Here is a 16,926-nt window from a genome sequence, read left to right as displayed (position 1 = left end):
CCCTGGGTGCACGGGCGCACCGGCGCGCAGTCGGACGGTGCTCAGCGCACCGCGGTGGCGGCGGTGACCCGCCCGGCCGCGTCCACGGTGATCTCCACCCCCGGGGCCTGCGGCGCGCCGTCCGGGCCGGTGCGGTGGTAGCCGAGCGTGCGCGAGGCCCCGTCGGCCCCGCTCGGGGTGACCGTGGGCGCCACCGAGGCGGTCAGGTCGGCGAACCACTCGGCCGCGAACCGCGCGCCCGCCGCCGCCTGTTCCTCGGGCCCGACCGGCACCGCGCCGTCGCGCCCGGGGGCGACGACGGCGCCCCCGGGCACGACCGTGAAGGAGAGCAGGCGCCCGGCCGGCCAGTCCGTCCGGAAGCTGCCCGCGTCGGTGGTGACCGCGAAGCGCGGCGCCGGGAGCGCGGACGTGGTCAGGACCCGGGCCTGCGGGCCGTACAGCCGGGCGGTCAGCGCGTTCGCCAGCGCGAGACCGCCGTCCCCGGCCGGCGCCGACCACGCACCGGCGGCGGGGGTCCGGACGCCGAGGTCCCGGTGGAGCGGCACGGCGATCTGCAGCACCGCCGCCACCGCCGCCAGCCCGGCCGCCCCGAGACCGAGGCCACCGAGGGCGTCCCGCAGCAGCGGGGCCCGCAGCCGGGTCCGGCGCAGCACCAGCCAGCCGGCCGCCAGTACGGCGCCCAGCAGCGCCCCTGCCGCGTTGGCCAGCAGGTCGGCCACGTCGCAGGCCCGTCCGGTGCGGAGCAGGGCCTGCGCGGTCTCCAGCGCGGCGGAGGTCACCACCGCGCCCGCGGCCACCGCGAAGGGGCGGCGCAGGGCCAGGACGGCGAAGAAGGCGGGCGCCCCGAACAGCGCGGCGTTCATCAGCCCCTGCGGGCCGAGTGCGTCCTGCCAGGCACCCGGGCCGTACGCGCAGCTCGGCGCCGGATGGGCACCGGCGATCGGGGTCAGGGTGACGGCCAGCACGCCCGCCCCGCCCAGGGCCCAGAGCACCGTGGCCGCGGGCGGGAGCTCCCGGCGGCCGGCCTGCCACCGGGCGAGCGGCACGAGCAGCAGGGCGAACACGAGGAAGAACGGGAGCAGGTCCGGCACGGCGGACAGGCTGGCTTCGAGCATCGGGGGCGCGGCTTCCGGGCGGGGCGGGAACGGGCGGGCGTCGCTCACGGCTCCGCGCACAAGCTTGCCGCCCGCCGCCTGCGGCCCGCGTGAGCGGTCGGCGGCTCCCCCGGGAACGGCGGCCAGCGTACGGGTCGGCCCGGCCCGGCATCAAGGTCCGCGCGCCGCAAGGGAGAAGGGCCGCCCGCCGGCCGCTGCGGCGGTGCCCGCGCCGGCCGCCGGAAACGGGTCCGGACACGTTCCCCGCGGCCGGCGGAGGGCGGCCGGACGGCGGGCCGCCGCCGAGGCTGCGGCGCGCGACAATGGGAGGGCAAGGACGGCCGGCCCGGACCTCCGGAAGGGCGGCGAGGCGATGGCGGCCTACATCGCGGTGAGCGCGCTGAGCCACGAGGGCCTGGTGCGGGAGCGCAACGAGGACAGCCTCACGGTCGGGCCGTGGACGCTCTGCGCGACCGTGACCACCAATCCGCAGACCCTGCTGTTCCCGCTCGGCGTGCCGTGCGTGGTCGCGGTGGCGGACGGCCTCGGCGGACACCCTGGCGGCGAGGTGGCGAGCGCGCTGGTGGCACGGGAACTGGCCGCGGTCGGACCGGTCATGGACGGCGAGGAGGCCGTCCGGGACGCCCTGCAGTCCTGCAACCGCGCTGTGTTCGCGGCGGCGGCCGGCGATCCGGGGCTGGCCGCGATGGGGACGACGGTGGCCGGCCTCGTACTGCTCGCCGACCATGCGGTGGTCTTCAACGTCGGCGACAGCCGCGTCTACCGGGTCACCGACGACGGGCTGCGCCGGGTCAGCGTGGACGACAGCCCGCCCCCGTCGCCCGGGCGCCGTACCACCGCGATGGTCACCCAGTCCCTGGGCGGGTCGTTCGGCCTGACCTTCGTCGAACCGCACGTGCGCAGCGCCCCGCTGGCGGCCGGCGACCGGTTCCTGGTCTGCAGCGACGGCCTCACCGACCCGGTGCCGGAGCAGGAGCTGGCCGAGTTGCTGGCCCGCCACCGCACGGACGTCGAACGGGGCGACGGGCGGGCGGCGTTCGAGCTCTGGAAGGCGGCGATCGAGGCGGGCGGACCGGACAACATCACGCTGGCGCTGGTGCGGATCGGCGCCTGACGGCCGGACTCGTGGGGCCTGCCCGGCGCGCCGGGGCCCCGGCGGGCGCGGGTGCGCTCCGCCGGGGCCGCGGGTGCGTGCGGGTGGCCGGGGATCAGTACTCGGCCTTGATGTCCACCCCGCTGAAGCCCTGCTGGGCGTAGAGGCTGAAGTACACGTAGCCGGTGGGCGGGTTGGTGACGGTGAGGGTCTCGGTGTTGTTGGCCAGGTTGGTGGACCTGGCGGTGTAGGCGTTGGTGTACGCCCAGCCGGCGGAGTTGTAGTAGAGGTCGGCGTTGCCGGTGCCGCCGGTGCTGCTGACCTTGAGCTGCTTCGTCCCGGCCGGGACGTACAGGTAGAAGTGGGCGTAGTTGCCGGTGGTCGCCGCCGCGTTGCTGCGCCGGCAGTTGCGGTCCAGCTGCCGGGTGTCGGCGCCGGAGCACTCGGGCAGGCGGGCGACCGTGACGGACTGGCTGGTGCGGGCGGTGGCGCCCTTGTCGTCGGTCACGGTGAGGGTGACGGTGTAGGTGCCGGCCGCGGAGTACCACTTGGTCGGGTTGGCGGCGGTGGACGTGGTGCCGTCACCGAAGTCCCAGGCGCGGGAGGCGATCTTGCCGTCCGGGTCGGTGGACCGGTCGACGAAGGTGACGGCCAGCTCGCCGACCGCGGTGGTGAAGGCCGCCGTGGGCGCCTGGTTGCCGGGCGGGGTGGTGCCGGAGCAGGTGCCGGCGGCGCACGTGGTCAGCCAGGCGTCGAACTCGCCGTCGTACCGGGTGCCGACGGTCTGGGTGAGGTAGCTGCGGGCACCGTTCCAGTCGCCGGCACGGTACTTGGCGAGCACCGCGTCCATGTCCGCGCGGTGCTTCTCCAGCATGAAGCGCACGGCGAGGTAGCCCCAGCGGTAGATCCGCTCGGAGTCGGCGTTGTCGTAGGTGGTGTCGAACAGGGTCCGGAGGGTGTAGGTGTGGCGGCCGGCCGCGGTCATCGCCGCGTCGTACGGCACCTTGCGGTACGAGTAGGAGACGTACTCGGCGAAGCCCTCGACCCACCAGACGGTCGGCGTCACCATGCCGGCGTTGAAGTCGCCGTACATGTCGAAGCGGCCGTCGAGGTAGTGGGTGTACTCGTGGTTGAGGTTCCAGACCTGGAAGTCCGGGCGCACCCACTCGGCCTCGTAGGCGAGGAAGCGCGGCTGGTTGCCGGCCGCGGCCGGGTTGCCCTCCAGGTACATGCCGCCGTTGTTGGTGTCGATGCCGTAGATCATCGCGGCGAACACGCCGTAGTCGAAGCGGCCGTGGAAGACCACCACCTCGATGGTGGTGTTGCGGTCGTCGGCGACCGGGCCGCCGTCCCGGGCCACCGTGTGGAAGTAGGCGTCCTGGCCGTTCAGGCTGGTGCAGGCGGAGTTGAGCTGGGTGGCGTCCAGCGCCTGGGCGATGATCCGGATGCTCGGGCTACAGGTGTGACTGACGGTCAGGTTGGCCGCCTTGAGCCGGTTCGCGGCGTCACAGGTGCCGTAGTACGAGCAGTTTCCGCCGTCGTACTCGTTCGTCATCTCGGCGGCGGCGGCCCACTGGTAGGCGGTGCGGCCACCCACCGAGGACTGGTCGGCCAGGCCCTTGACCAGCGGGCGGGCCTTGGCCTGCAGCGGGGCGTACTGCAGGAAGCGGCCCAGCTCACGGGCGCCGTTGTAGACCAGGAACGTGTAGTCGCCGCCGAGTTGGGCGTTGTTGGCGGCAGCGAAGCCGTACAGCGAGTCGAGCACGCTCGGGTCAGCCTGGACGGCACTGACGAACGCGGGCAGCTGGTGCCCGCGCCACAGCACGGTGAAGACGCCGTTGAGCGCGTTCCCCATGCCGACCGGGTTGTGGGTGGCGGCGTTGTAGTCGGCCAGCATCCGCTTCACGACGTAGAGGTAGCGGGCGTTCTCCTGCGCGCTGTCGATCAGGGTGACGGCCTCGCCCAGCGTGCCGGCGTTCTCCGAACTGACGTCGCGGGAGTGCGGGTTGGCGAAGAAGGCGTCCAGCGCGGCGCGGATCGAGGTCTGCAGCGCGGTACCGTACGGGCCCACGTCGGCCGAGTGGTACCACTGCACGAAGTAGCCGGCGCGCAGGTAGAGCACCAACTGCTCGGCGGACGTGGTGTTGTCGCCCGGGTAGCTCGCGGCCGTGTCGCGCAGGGCGTCGGCCACGGTGACCATCTGGGCCTCGCGGAAGGCCTTGTTCGCGTCGGTGCCGGTGAGCGAGAAGAGCTCGTTCACACAGCCCACCTCGGCGGACTTGATCTGCTGGACGAGGGCGGAGCCGGTGCGGCTGGTGAAGTCGCCGACGTTGCAGGTCACGGCGGCCGACCCGCCCGCCGGGGAGGCGCTGCTGCCCAGGGACTTGACGGCGGTGCGGCCGCCTTCCTCGGTCGGCGCGGCGGCCGAGAGCGGTGCGCGGTCGCTGGCCGGCACCGGCCGGTTCCTGCGGCCGTCCTCGGCTGCGGCGCCGATGGCGGGCTGCGGCGCCGGGCCTGCGGGGACGACGGACGCCGTGCCACCCGGCTGCGCCGGGGCGGGGGCGGCCTGGCCGCGGGGCGCGAACAAGCCGATCGCCAGCAGCATCGCCACGGCGATCGTCAGCAACCGGACCGTTCCTACCGGTTGCGGAAAGGGTCGTGCGGTTCTCACGTGGGGGGCCTCCGAACCTTGGCGGCCGCGTTGGGGGCGCGGCCGTACGGGGAGTGAGGACCGTTGCGCCGAGGCCGTGGGGCGGCCCCGTCGAGCACACGGTGGGGAGTGTGACATGTACCATTACACACATCACACGGCGCCGGGAAGCCCTCGGACGTGAGTTGCCCTCAGACGCCCGAGATCTCTTCGGGCGCGCAGCGAAAGGCCGTTGTGTTCACGGCGGCAGCCGCGTGGCGGCTGCGTCAGGGGCGCACTCCCCCGCCGCAGCCGCCACGCGGTGCACTTCCGACGTGCCGGCGGGCCGGCCCGACCCCGCCGACGGGCGGGACGGCCGGGCGCGGCATCCGCCCGCTACCTGGACTAATCGCAGTGCACCGGGCTTCAGCCCGGTGGTGAAGCGATTCTGAACCCTGCTCTGACCTGTGCGGTGGGCACCCTCCCGCACTGTGGACGGTGCCCACCGCAGACCGTCAAGCCGGACGGTTCTGCTGCTCGATGTACTGCCGGACTATCGACAGCGGCGCGCCGCCGACTGATCCGGCGAAGTACGAACCGGACCACAGACGCTGTGCCCGCCAGTAGTGCTTGACCAGCTCGGGGTACTCCTGCCGCAGCCGGCGCGAGCTGACGCCTTTGAGCGAGTTGACCAGCTTGGACAGGGCGACCTTCGGCGGGAAGTTCACCAGCAGGTGGACGTGGTTGTTCTCGCCGTTGAACTCGACCAACTCCACCTCGAAGTCGGCGCACACGTCCCGCATGATCTCTTCGAGCCGGGTCAGATGCCGCTCGGCGAACACCTTGTGACGGTACTTCGTCACGAAAACCAAGTGCGCATGCAGGGCGAAAGCGCAGTGCCGACCAGTGCGGATGTTCTGATACTCAGCCATAAACCAAAATGGTACGGTGCTGACCGTGCAGCTCAGGTACAGCTTCCGCGTGTACCCGAACGGGCCTCAGCGTTCCGCGCTGGCCAGGGCGTTCGGGTGTGCACGGGTGGCCTTCAATGATGCCCTCCGGGCACGTGAGACCGCCCGCGCCGCCGGGCTGCCGTTCATCCCGTCCGGCGAGCTGTCCAAGCAGCTCACGGCCGCGAAGAACACCCCCGAACGGGCATGGCTCGGCGAGGTGTCCGCCGTGGTGCTGCAACAGTCCCTCCGGGACCTGGACACCGCCTACCGGAACTTCTTCGACGGCCTCAAGGGCATGCGCCCGAAGATGGGACCGCCCCGGTTCAAGTCCCGCAAGGACACCCGGCAGGCGATCCGCTTCACCGCGAACGCCCGATGGAAGATCACACCGGGCGGCGACCTATCGCTGCCGAAGATCGGCGACGTGCGGGTGAAGTGGTCCCGCGCCTTGCCGTCCGTGCCATCCTCGGTGACGGTGATCAAGGACAGCGCAGGCCGGTACTTCGCCGGCTTCGTTGTCGAGACGGACCCCGAGATCCTTCCCGAGACCGAGCCGGTCACCGGTCTCGATCTCGGCCTCGGACACTTCGCCGTCCTCTCGGACGGGCGGAAGATCGACGCCCCGAAGTTCCTCCGGCGCGCAGAGAAGAAGCTCAAACGCGCACAGCAAGCCCTGTCCCGTAAGGCCAAGGGCAGCAAGAACCGCGAGAAGGCCCGTCACAAGGTCGCTCGCAACCACGCACGGGTGGCCGACGCCCGGCGCGAGTTCCACCACCAGGTCTCCACCGGACTGATTCGCGAGAACCAAGCAATCGCGGTGGAAGACCTGGCGGTCAAGGGACTCGCCCGCACACGGCTCGCCAAGTCCGTGCACGACGCCGGATGGTCGGCGTTCGTCACCATGCTGGAGTACAAGGCCGCGAAGTACGGCCGGAACCTGATCAAGATCGGCCGCTTCGAGCCGACCTCCCAGGTGTGCTCCCACTGCGGCGTCAAGGACGGCCCCAAGCCGCTGAACATCCGCGTCTGGCAGTGCCAGGCGTGCGGCGTCTGGCTGGACCGGGACGTCAACGCCGCCGTCAACATAGCCACGGCCGCCGGACTGGCGGTGTCAGCCTGTCGAGCGCGGGTAAGCCGGGGACCCGTCCCCGCACAGCGCGAAGAAGCAGGAACCCACCGAGACGGTCAGACGACCGTGGTAGGAATCCCCGCCCTTTAGGGCGGGGAGCGGAAGTCAATTGCGCAGCAGCAGGACGACGCCCGCGACCACCAGGCCGACGGCGACGGCGGCCGCGCCGTACGCGAGCCGGTGCGCGCGCAGCACGGGCAGGTACCGGTCCACCGCGTAACGGCCGGGCCCGGTCAGCGCGAGCGCGGCGGCACCCGCGGTCAGCAGCCACTCGTACTCGCTGCCCTCGGGCGCGAAGAACCCGCCGCCCCAGGTGACGGCGAGCGCGTTGACCATGGTGCCGAGGATGGCGGCGGCGGCCAGCGGGGTGAGCGCGCCGGCGGCGAGGGCGAGCCCGCCGAAGGTCTCGGTGAGGCCGGCCACGACGGCCATCGCGTCGCCGGCCGGGTAGCCGCTCGCGGTGAAGAACTGACCGGTGCCGTCGATGCCGCCGCCGCCGAACCAGCCGAACAGCTTCTGACTGCCGTGCGCGGCCATGGTGAGGCCGAGGACGAGGCGCAGCAGGAGGAGGCCGGCGTCGTAGGCGTGCGGCGAGGTCGCGGCAGGCCCGGGGGCCGCCCGGCCGGGGAGGCCGGCGGCGGTGGTGGGGGCGGTCGTGCTCGGGCCGGTGCTCGGCATGCGCGTCTCCATCGGTCGAGGTCGGTCGAGGGGGTGAGGGCGGCGCGGCGAACCACCCGGGAGGATTTTGTTCAAATTCGAACGGCCACAGCTCGACCGTACCCGCCGGTTCGAATTTGAACAACTTCGTCCCCGGGTGACGCGCCCGGGTGGGCGTGGGGCCACCGGCCGGGGCCGCGGTCGCGGCGGGCCGGGAGTCGGGGGCAGGGTGGAGGTATGGCTCACCGCACGGAACACCGACGGTCCGCACGGCCCGGGACGCCGTACGCCGAGGCGCTGCGCGCATTCGGCGAACGCGTCCGACTCGTCGCACCCGACCAGTGGGACGCACCCACGCCGTGCGCCGACTGGTCGGTCCGGGACCTGGTCAACCACCTCACGTCCGAGCAGCTCTGGGTGCCCGAACTGCTCATGGGCGCGACGATCCCCGAGGTCGGCAGCCGCTTCGACGGTGACGTGCTCGGATCCGACCCGGTCGGCGCCTGGACGGCCGCCGCCGAGGCCTCCCGAACGGCGTTCGAAGTGCCCGGCGCGACCGAGCTGACCGTCCACCTCTCGTTCGCCGACGTCTCCGGCCAGTACTACCTGGACCAGCTCACCGCCGACGCCGTCGTGCACACCTGGGACCTCGCCGAGGGGATCCGCCGCCGCACGCGGCTTCCGGCCGGTCTGGTGGAGTACGCGCTGGGCGAGTACGCCGGCTACGGGGACCTTTCCGGCAGCGGGCTGTTCGCCCCGCCCGTCCCGGTGCCGGCGGACGCGAGCCCGCAGACCCGGCTGCTCGCCCTCACCGGGCGCCGCGACCGGCCATGAACAGGCACGGAGCAGGGCCGGGGGTAACGGCCGCGTCCGGGGCCGTGACGTGCGGACCGGTCGCGCTGTGCCGCGGAACGGGGCCTGACCAGGGGTGATTCCCCGCCGCCCGCCGGTTCGGCGCAGTGACGCCGGATACTGGAGGTGTCGGGGGGCCACCGGACGAGAGGCGGGCGTGCCATGAGCCGCAGGCCGGACATCCTCGGCGAGTTCACCGCCGACCACCGGGCGGTGACGGAGCTGCTCGCCCGGATCGAGGCCGTGCCCCCGGACGGCCAGGAGCGCAAGGAGCTGGTCGATCAGCTGACCGACCTGCTGTTCAGCCACTGCGCCGCCGAGGAGGAACACCTCTTCCCGGTGGTCCAGCACGACGTGCCGGACGGCGGGGCCCTGGTCTTCGCGTGCATCCACGACCACCTCACGATCGGCCAGTACCTCTCCGACCTGCAGAGTCTCGGCACCGACGAGCCCGCGTCCGGCACCCTCCTCCAGGGCCTGGCCGACACCGTCCGCCGGCACCTGGCGGTGGAGGAGAAGGGGCTGTTCCCGGCCGCGCGCAAGGCGCTGCCGGCCGGCTCCCGGGCGGCGCTCGGCGAGCACCTGCGGAACGAGCGGGCGGCTGTCCCGGAGGCCGGCCGGCCGGCCGGAACAGAGGCCGGAACAGAAGCCGGCGGCTGAGGCGGGCCGGGCCCGGGCACTCAGCCCTTGGGACTGATCACCGCGAAGCGCCCGCCCTCCGGGTCCTGGAGGCGCGCCACCCGGCCGTACGGGGAGTCGAAGGCCGGTCCGAGCGCCGACCCGCCGAGCTCCTCCGCCCGCGCCAGGGCCGCATCGGTGTCCGGCACCGCGAACGACACCTCCCAGTGCGGGGGCATACCGGCCGGGCCGGCCGACTGCTCCCGGGCGAGGGCCGCCACGCTGTGACCCTCGGTGCGCAGCACCACTCGGTCGTGCTCCCAGCGCACCTCGAACCGCTCCGGGTCCCGCCCGTCCCAGCGGAACACCTCGCCGTAGAAGAGCGCCGCCGCGAACGGGTCCGGCGTGCGCAGCTCGATCCAGACCGGCGCGCCCGGCAGGTCGAGGCGCCGGGCCCGGCCCAGCGGGCCCTCCCAGATGCCGAAGACCGCCCCCGCCGGGTCCGCGGCGAACGCCACCCGGCCGGCGTCGAAGGCGAGCGGGCCCACGGCGAGGGTCGCGCCGCGCTCGCGGACGGCGTCGGCGGCGGCGTCGGCGCTCTCGGTGCCGAAGTAGCTGGTCCACGCGACCGGCATGGCCCAGCCGCTGCCGGCCACGCCCAGCCCGGCCACGGCCTCGCCGCCGACCACCGCGTGCACGTAGGGGCCGAACCGGTCCGGCCCCGGCTCGAACTCCCAGCCCAGCAGCGGGCCGTAGAACGCCTTCGCGGCGTCGAGATCGTGCGCCATCAGGCTCACCCAGCACGGAACGGCCGCCACACAGCGCACCGTGGCACCCTCGCCGCTGCCCATCGCGCACCTCCTCGAACCCGGCCGCCGGGCCCCTCCCGACTCCCGCGGCCGACCGGCCGCCCGGGCGAGTTCAGCGTAGGCCCTGTCCTGGGGAACGGCCCGGGGCCGCGCCGCCGCGGCCCGCACTCCACCGGCCCTCGACCGGGGGCACCCCGATGCCGCCTCCGCTCCGACGGAGCGTCGGTGCCCGTTCGAAGCAGTCGCGCCTGCGCCGGGGGACGTCCGGGGGCGCCCGGCCGTGACCGGCGCCGGCGTGTCGGCCTACGAGGTGCTCCGGGGTGGGTGTCCCCGCCGGACGGTCGGGAGGAGAGGCCGGCGCGCACGGTGACGGGCGTCCGGTCAGGCCTCCTCGTCCACCGCCCCGGCGGCGAGCGGCGCGGTGACGGGCACCGTGGACCGGCCGGTGCGGGTGGGCCCGGCGGCGGTGCCGAGCCGTGCGACCAGGTGGAGGCGGTCGTCCTCGGCGGTGTCGGCGGGCTCGGCGCCGTCGGTCCACGGCGGCTCGGTCCGCGGGCCGGGCCGGTCGTAGAGGGCGAGGACGGTGAAGCCGTTGGCGGCGAGCAGGTGGCGCAGCTCCTGCGGGAAGAGCAGCCGCCAGGCGGAGTGCTGTTCGACCGGCGGGGCGCCGTCGCCGGTGGTCCAGGTCCGGATGCGGCGCAGGAGCTGGGCGGCATGGTCGATCCGGAGGGTGGTGTGCGAGGTGAAGGTGGTGCCGTCGCGGGTCACGGTGTCGGTGCGCGGGGCGTCGAGGAGTTCGGTGCGGCCCAGGAAGAAGGCGCCGTTGCGCATCTCGGCGACCAGCAGGCCACCGGGGCGCAGGTGGCGGCGGAGCCGGCCGAGCACGGCGTCGAGGTCGTCGTTGGTGTGGCAGTGGAGCAACGCGCTGTCCAGACAGAGGGCGGCGTCGAAGCGGCCGGGGAGGTGGAAGTCCCGCATGTCGCCGACGTGGTAGTCCGGCCCGGGGTGGTGGGCGCGGGCGTGGGCGATCATCGCCGGGGAGCTGTCCAGGCCGGTGACGCTCCGCCCGGCGACGCGGTGCAGCCAGCCGGCGTCCCGGCCGGTGCCGCAGCCGAGGTCGAGCACGGTGGGCCCGGCACGGTGCTCGACGAGCACCGACTCGGCCCACCGAGCGGCGGTGAACCCGGGGTCGGGGAAACGCAGTTCGTACAGCTCGGGGGTGTCGGTGAGCAGGTTGCGGCCGTTCATCGGGCCTCGCTGGGGAGTGGGCCGGCGGGGGTGGGGAGCCGCCCGGTGCGGTGCAGCCGGGCGACGGCGGTGGCGGAGCCGAGACCGAGGGCCGCGCAGAGCAGCCAGGGCGCGGCGGCGGTGCCGTCCATGGCGCGGCCGACCGCCGTGTTGCCGAGGGCGGCGGCGACACCGGAGACCGCGTAGTACAGGCCGTAGTAGGTGCCGGTGAGGCCGCCGCCGGCGAAGGCCGGGATCAGCGCCAGGACGAAGGGCTGGGCGGTCATCAGGCCGAGCTGGAGCAGCAGCACGCCGCCGAGGACGCCCGGCAGGCCGGGGGCGGCGAGCGGCAGCAGGAAGCCGGTTCCGGCCACGGCGAGGCCCGGCGCGATCCACCGGGCGGGCGGGCCCTGCCGCTGGAGCCGGGTGGTGATGCGCAGTTGGAGCGCGAGGTTGGCCAGGGTGCTGGTGAGGAAGACCAGGCCGACCGCGCCCGCCCAGCCGGTGGCGCGCCGGGCCGCGTCGGGCAGCAGCAGGTAGAGCTGGCTCTCCATGCCGAACTGGCCCACCATGGCGCACGCGAAGGCCAGGAACCGGCGGTCGGCGGCCGCCTCGCGCCAGTCGGCGAACACGCCGCGCGGCGGCGGCGGGACGGCCCGCTCCGGCAGGGCGAGCGCCTGGGCCGCGGTCAGCACGGCGAACACGCCGGCGGCGGTCAGCGCGGCGGTCCGGAAGTCGACCAGCAGCAGGAGGGCGCCGAGCAGCGGGCCGGCCAGCGCCCCGGTGGTGGCGAACACCGCGAACAGCGCGAAGGCGTCGGCCTTGCGGTCGGCGGCCTCGTGCGCGACGTAGGTGCGGACGGCCGGGTTGAACAGGGCGCCGGCCAGTCCGCTGAGCGCCGAGGCGGCGAGCAGCACGGTGAGTGAGTCGCCGAGCGCGAACAGCCCGAAGCCGACGGTACGCAGCGCGCAGCCGGCGATGATGACCCGGCGGGCACCGAGCCGGTCGGCGGCCGAGCCGCCGAGGATGAACAGGCCCTGCTGGCTGAGGTTGCGCAGACCGAGCACGGCGCCCACGGCGAGGGCGGAGAGCCCGAGGTCGTCGGTGAGGTGTCCGGCGAGGTACGGGACGAGCAGGTAGAAGCCGGTGTTGACGCCGAGTTGGTTGACCAGCAGCAGCCGCACGGGCAGCGGGAAGCTCCGTACGACGTGCAGCGTCCTCACCGGCGGGCCGCCGCCGCGGCCCGGGCGCGGGCCACGGCGGCCGGATCGGGCACCGGCAGGACGCCCAGGCCGGCCCGGTCGGGTGTGCGGACGGTGCCGCCGGTGCCACCGATGCCCTGCCAGGGGTCGTGGGCGAGCAGCAGGTGCCCGTCCAGGTCGATCCAGCGGGCCCGGTCGGCCAGGTGGACGGCCGGGGCGATCCCGAGCGAGCTCGCGGCGAGGCAGCCGAGCATCAACTCGGTGCCGCTGCCCCGGAGGGCGGCGTGGATGCGCAGCACCTGGTGCACGCCACCGCACTTGGCCAGTTTGAGGTTGACGCCGTGGACCCGACCGGCGAGCCGGCAGGCGTCCTCGTGGTCGACGGCGTCCTCGTCGGCGATCACCGGGACCGGGGAGCGCTCGGCGACGGCGGCGAGCGCTTCGGGGGTGCCGGGCGGGATGGGCTGCTCGACCGCCTCGACGCCGGCGGCCGCGAAGGCGGGGATCAGCCGGTGCGCCTGGTCGGCGGTCCAGGCGCCGTTCGGGTCGAGCAGCAGCCGGGCGCCGGGAGCATGCTCCCGGACGGCCCGCACCCGGGCGAGGTCGTCCGCGGGGTCGGCCGAACCGGCCTTGACCTTGAGCACGGTGAACCCGGCGGCGGCCAGCCGGGCGGCCAGTACGGCGGCCCGGTCGGGCGGCTCGATGCCGATCGTGCGGGCGGTGGCGGCGACCACCGGGGCGATCCGGCCGAGGAGTCGGTGGACGGGGGCGCCGGCCCGCTTGCCGACCAGGTCGAGCAGGGCGGCCTCCACGGCGGCCAGCACGCCGGCCGGCAGCGCCTCGAACGGCACGGCACCGTGCTGGAGTTCGGCCAGGGCGGTCTCCGGGTCCGGGTAGCGCGCCAGGTCCGGGCGGAGCGCGCCGGCCTCGCGCCGGATCAGGTCGGCGGGAAGCCGCAGGTAGGCGCTGGCGACGGCCTCGCCGTGGCCGGTCAACCCGCCGTGGCGGACGGCGAGGTGGACGGCGTCGCGTTCGGTGGTCACCGAGCGGGAGATCCGCAGCGGCTCGGCGAGCCGGAGCCGCACGGTGCGCACGTCGAGCCTCATCGCTCCCCCTCGGGTCGGTCGGTGCTCCGGCCGGTGTGCTCGGTACGCGCGGTGCGACCGGCGCGCTCGGTCCGGTCCGCACGGGCGCTGCAGCTCGCGGGCTGCGCCGGGCCGGTGCGGCCGGTGCGACAGCGGGCCCAGCCGGTGACCTCGACCGCGGCCGGGTGCGGGATCTCGATCGGCCGCAGCGCGGCCCGGTCCGGCTCCAGGCCGTGCCGCCGGCAGAACCCGTCGTCGTACACGGTGCCCAGGTAGCGGTGCGGACCGTCCGGGAAGACCGTGGCCACGGCCGCGTCCGGCTGGACCCGGGCCGCCCAGGCCGCGACCAGGGCGACCGCGCCGGTGCTCCAGCCACCGCTGACGAACGCCCCGCGGGCCAGCCGCCGGCAGGCGTCGACCGCCTCTGCGGGGCCGACCCAGTGGATCTCGTCGAAGGCCTGGTGGGCGACGTTGCGCGGGTGGATCGAGCTGCCCAGCCCGCGCATCAGCCGGGGCCGCGCGGGCTGGCCGAAGATGGCGGAGCCGACCGAGTCGACGCCGATGACCCGCAGGGCCGGCCACCGCCGCCGCAGCGGCTCGGCGAGCCCGGCGCTGTGGCCGCCGGTGCCGACGCTGCACACCAGCACGTCCAGGTGATCGAGTTCGGCGCCGATCTCCTGGGCCATCGCCAGGTAGCCGGCCGCGTTGTCGGGGTTGTTGTACTGGTCGGGCCAGTAGGCGTCCGGGAGTTGGTCGAGCACCGCGCGCAGCCGGGCCAACCGGGCGGCCTGCCAGCCGCCGTGCCCGGCCGGCCGGTCGACCAGCTCCAGCCGGGCGCCGTGGGCGTGCAGCAACTGCCGCATGGACGGTTCGAGTTCCTGGTCCCCGATCAGTACCACCGGATGGCCGAGGGCCTGTCCGGCGAAGGCCAGGCCGATGCCCAGCGTGCCCGAGGTGGACTCGACCACCGTGGCGCCGGGCCGTAGTTCACCCCGGGCCCGGGCGCCGCGGAGCATCGCGACGGCGGAACGGGCCTTCATGCCGCCGGCACCGAGCCCCTCCAGCTTGGCCCAGAATCCGGGGTGCGGGTGCGGCAGCGGGGTGGTGATCCGCGCCAGTGGGGTGCGGCCGAGCAGCGACAGCAGGTCGGGGTTGCCGAGAGTGGCCGAGGCGAGCAGTGCGGTCACCGGCCCTCACCGCCCACCGGGGCGGCGTCGCCGCCGTGGCCGTCGCCGCCGTACAGGTGGATCGTGCTGGGGCCGCCGTCGAGCCAGAAGAAGGGGTAGGGCTCGGCGCTCACGGCGCTCACCCCAAGGCCGAGCAGCCGGGGCAGCACGGCGCTGCCGGTCTGGGCGAACAGCACCAGCGGCTTGCCGGTGGCGCGGGCGTGGGCGAGCAGCGGATCGAGTGTGCCGTTGCCGAGCGTCATACCGGAGGCCAGGATCGCGTCGCAGGCGTCGAGCAGGCCCGGGGCGTCCGGGTGGACGGCTTCGCCCCACTCGGTGGTGCCGCCCTTGAGGTCACAGGGCAGGTAGCCGACACCGTGCGAACGGAGCTGCTCCAGGAGCGAGTTGACCACGCCTACCACCAGCACCCGGCGGACCCGGGCGAGCGGGAGCAGGCCGACCACGGCACCGGCCCGGGCCCGGGACTTCTCCAGCGAGCCGCCGGCCGGGACGGTGACCCGGCGGGCGGCGGGCGCCCAGCCGTGCGGCAGGCAGTGCGCCAGGTAGGCGTCCAGGACGGCGACCCGGACGGGGGTGAGCGGGTGGTCGAGCAGTTCGGTCACGGTCGCACCGACGCAGTCGGCGAGGGTGCCGGCGGACAGGTCGCCGGGCTCGACGGCGCAGGAGCCGACCGCTCCGCCGAGGCGCAGGCTGAGCACCTCGTTGCGGTACCCGCGGGCGCGCCCGGGATGCCGGACGGCCTGGGTGGTGCTGAAGGCGACGGCGATCCGCTCCCCGGCCGGATCGGGCCCGTACGCCCCGGCGCGGGCCCGGGCGACGATCAGGCCCAGCGCGGTCCCGGCAGCATCGGCGGTCCCGGCAGCGCCCGGAGCCCCGGCCGCTCCCCCGGTCCGCGGATCGGCGGCGGCCCCCGACGGGGCCGAGGTCCCCGGAACGGCCGCGGTCATGCGGGCACCGCCGCGGCCCGGTCCGGACGGTCCGCAGCGGGGCCGGCCGCCGTACCGGCCGCGGCAGTCGGGTCGGATCCGCCGTCGCCCCCGGGAGCGGCCTCGAAGCGCGCCGCCAGTCCGCCCAGCAGCCGCTCGGCCGCCCGGCGCGCCCCGGCCCCGGAGGTGTCCGCCGTCATCACGTGCCCGAGGTACTCGTTGTTGCTGGTGGCGGGCCGCACCTCACGGCCCGGCTCGGCCAGCGTCAGCTCGACCACCGCGGGATCGCGCCGGACGGCGGCCTCGCCGTCGAAGCCCGCCAGCGGGCCGGCCCCCTCGCCGTCCGGGACGAGGAAGGCGATCGCGGCGCTGGCGACCCCGGTGGCGTGGACGGCGATGTCGGGCCGGCGGCCGAGGGCGACGTCGACCGCGGCGGCGGCGAGGTCGACCCCGGTCACCCGCCGGACCAGCTCGGTGATCCGGTTGCCGGCCGGACGGGGGTTGACCTCGACCACCCGGGGTCCGGCGGGGGTCAGCTTGATCTCGGTGTGCGCGACCACCTGGTCGAGGCCGAGCGCCGTGAGCGCCGCCACGGCGGTGTCGGCCGCCTTCGCCGCGTCGACCGGATCGAGCGCGGCCGGGAACATGTGGCCGGTCTCGATGAAGGCGGGTGCGCCCCCGACGCTCTTGTCGGTGATCCCGACGACGTGGACGGAGCCGCCGGCGGAGACGGTCTCGACGCTGACCTCCGGCCCGGTCAGCAGCTCCTCCAGCAGCGCCGCGGACGCCCGCCGCTGGCCCCGGGCGTTGACCGGGAACTCCTCCAGCGCCGTGAGCGCGGCGGCCAGTTCGCGCTCGTCGGCGACGGCGCGGACCAGCATCCCGGCGCACAGGTCGACCGGCTTGACCACCAGTGGGAAGCCGATCGCCCGCGCGGCGGCGACCGCCTGCCCGCGGTCGGTGCAGAGCGCGTACGCGGGGCCGGGGACCCCGGCCCCGGCGAGGACCTGCCGGGTGAGGTCCTTGCGGCAGGCGGCCGTGACGGCCTCCGGCGCCGGCCCGGGCAGGCCGAGCCGCCGGGCCACCCGGGCGACGGTCGGCAGGTAGTAGTCGCACGAGGAGAGCACGCCGTCGAAGCCGAGCACCGTGTGCATCCGTTCGGCGTACGGGAGCAGGGCGTCCGGATCGTTGGTGTCGGCGGTCAGGACGTTCTCGGCGGCGAGCAGCGGGTGCGGGCCGCCGGCGGGGGCGGACCGCAGGTAGTGGTGCAGGTCGCGGGTGAGGAAGGTGAACCGGTGGCCGCCCTCCCTGAGCGCCCTCGGCAGCAGTCTGCTCATGGAGCCGACCCAGCTCTCGATCACCAGCAGATGCGCCACGGCTCTCCCTCTCGACGGCTACGGCAGCCCGGCCCGGCGTGCCGAGGGAGAAGGTAACGGCATTCGTT

15 protein-coding genes are annotated in these 16,926 nt (G+C 74.9%); 4 read left to right on the top strand and 11 right to left on the bottom strand.

Annotated features, from left to right (window positions below; all coding sequences use genetic code 11):
• Nucleotides 1-41: 41 nt before the first annotated feature.
• A complete protein-coding gene (locus ACF9IK_RS27665; protein WP_395296806.1) occupies nucleotides 42-1,163 on the bottom strand; it encodes a VanZ family protein in 1,122 nt (373 codons plus the stop codon).
• A 304-nt stretch (nucleotides 1,164-1,467) separates the two neighbouring features.
• Here ACF9IK_RS27665 and ACF9IK_RS27660 point away from each other — a divergent pair, with 304 nt between their 5' ends.
• Nucleotides 1,468-2,229: a PP2C family protein-serine/threonine phosphatase gene (locus ACF9IK_RS27660; protein WP_395296805.1), complete on the top strand. Its 762-nt coding sequence runs from the start codon at nucleotides 1,468-1,470 to the stop codon at nucleotides 2,227-2,229.
• A gap of 94 nt (nucleotides 2,230-2,323) precedes the next feature.
• Here ACF9IK_RS27660 and ACF9IK_RS27655 read toward each other — a convergent pair whose 3' ends face one another.
• Both ACF9IK_RS27655 and tnpA read right to left on the bottom strand, forming a co-directional pair.
• Nucleotides 2,324-4,813: a collagenase gene (locus tag ACF9IK_RS27655; protein WP_395298700.1), complete on the bottom strand. Its 2,490-nt coding sequence runs from the start codon at nucleotides 4,811-4,813 to the stop codon at nucleotides 2,324-2,326.
• A gap of 539 nt (nucleotides 4,814-5,352) precedes the next feature.
• Complete coding sequence (gene tnpA, locus ACF9IK_RS27650; RefSeq protein ID WP_395292292.1) at nucleotides 5,353-5,769, bottom strand: IS200/IS605 family transposase; 417 nt, start codon at nucleotides 5,767-5,769, stop codon at nucleotides 5,353-5,355.
• Between the two features lie 25 nt (nucleotides 5,770-5,794).
• Here tnpA and ACF9IK_RS27645 point away from each other — a divergent pair, with 25 nt between their 5' ends.
• Nucleotides 5,795-7,009 carry an RNA-guided endonuclease InsQ/TnpB family protein gene (locus ACF9IK_RS27645; RefSeq protein WP_395298430.1) on the top strand — a complete coding sequence of 405 codons (1,215 nt, stop codon included), beginning with the start codon at nucleotides 5,795-5,797 and terminating at the stop codon, nucleotides 7,007-7,009.
• A gap of 15 nt (nucleotides 7,010-7,024) precedes the next feature.
• Here the strand turns inward: ACF9IK_RS27645 and ACF9IK_RS27640 are convergent, their stop codons facing one another.
• Nucleotides 7,025-7,597 (bottom strand): DoxX family membrane protein, encoded by a 573-nt coding sequence (locus ACF9IK_RS27640; RefSeq protein WP_395296804.1) that lies wholly within the window; start codon nucleotides 7,595-7,597, stop codon nucleotides 7,025-7,027.
• 216 nt (nucleotides 7,598-7,813) lie between these two features.
• Between ACF9IK_RS27640 and ACF9IK_RS27635 the strand changes: the two genes are divergently transcribed.
• Nucleotides 7,814-8,410 (top strand): TIGR03086 family metal-binding protein, encoded by a 597-nt coding sequence (locus ACF9IK_RS27635; RefSeq protein WP_395296803.1) that lies wholly within the window; start codon nucleotides 7,814-7,816, stop codon nucleotides 8,408-8,410.
• Between the two features lie 180 nt (nucleotides 8,411-8,590).
• On the top strand, nucleotides 8,591-9,088 hold the full coding sequence (locus ACF9IK_RS27630; protein WP_395296802.1) for a hemerythrin domain-containing protein: 498 nt from the start codon (nucleotides 8,591-8,593) through the stop codon (nucleotides 9,086-9,088).
• A 20-nt stretch (nucleotides 9,089-9,108) separates the two neighbouring features.
• Here the strand turns inward: ACF9IK_RS27630 and ACF9IK_RS27625 are convergent, their stop codons facing one another.
• The 7 genes from ACF9IK_RS27625 to ACF9IK_RS27595 form a co-directional block, all read right to left on the bottom strand.
• The gene (locus tag ACF9IK_RS27625) at nucleotides 9,109-9,897 is read right to left on the bottom strand and encodes a VOC family protein (RefSeq protein ID WP_395296801.1); all 789 of its coding nucleotides are present in this window, start codon (nucleotides 9,895-9,897) and stop codon (nucleotides 9,109-9,111) included.
• Between the two features lie 339 nt (nucleotides 9,898-10,236).
• Nucleotides 10,237-11,103: a class I SAM-dependent methyltransferase gene (locus ACF9IK_RS27620; RefSeq protein WP_395296800.1), complete on the bottom strand. Its 867-nt coding sequence runs from the start codon at nucleotides 11,101-11,103 to the stop codon at nucleotides 10,237-10,239.
• Nucleotides 11,100-12,305 (bottom strand): MFS transporter, encoded by a 1,206-nt coding sequence (locus ACF9IK_RS27615; RefSeq protein WP_395296799.1) that lies wholly within the window; start codon nucleotides 12,303-12,305, stop codon nucleotides 11,100-11,102. The genes ACF9IK_RS27620 and ACF9IK_RS27615 overlap by 4 nt, the downstream gene beginning before the upstream one ends.
• Nucleotides 12,302-13,390, bottom strand: a complete 1,089-nt coding sequence (locus ACF9IK_RS27610; RefSeq protein ID WP_395296798.1) for a dipeptide epimerase — start codon at nucleotides 13,388-13,390, stop codon at nucleotides 12,302-12,304. Before ACF9IK_RS27610 ends, ACF9IK_RS27615 begins: the two co-directional genes overlap by 4 nt.
• Nucleotides 13,387-14,556, bottom strand: coding sequence for a PLP-dependent cysteine synthase family protein (locus tag ACF9IK_RS27605; protein ID WP_395296797.1), 1,170 nt, complete (start codon nucleotides 14,554-14,556; stop codon nucleotides 13,387-13,389). The genes ACF9IK_RS27610 and ACF9IK_RS27605 overlap by 4 nt, the downstream gene beginning before the upstream one ends.
• A complete protein-coding gene (locus ACF9IK_RS27600; protein ID WP_395296796.1) occupies nucleotides 14,553-15,503 on the bottom strand; it encodes a Rossmann-like domain-containing protein in 951 nt (316 codons plus the stop codon). The genes ACF9IK_RS27605 and ACF9IK_RS27600 overlap by 4 nt, the downstream gene beginning before the upstream one ends.
• A complete protein-coding gene (locus tag ACF9IK_RS27595; protein ID WP_395296795.1) occupies nucleotides 15,500-16,858 on the bottom strand; it encodes an ATP-grasp domain-containing protein in 1,359 nt (452 codons plus the stop codon). The genes ACF9IK_RS27600 and ACF9IK_RS27595 overlap by 4 nt, the downstream gene beginning before the upstream one ends.
• Between the last annotated feature and the right edge of the window lie 68 nt (nucleotides 16,859-16,926).

This window comes from Kitasatospora hibisci (genome assembly GCF_043950205.1).
Classification (GTDB): Bacteria; Actinomycetota; Actinomycetes; order Streptomycetales; family Streptomycetaceae; genus Kitasatospora; species Kitasatospora hibisci.
Note: the sequence above shows the minus strand (reverse complement) of the source record. Positions and strands in the feature narration are given on the sequence as shown.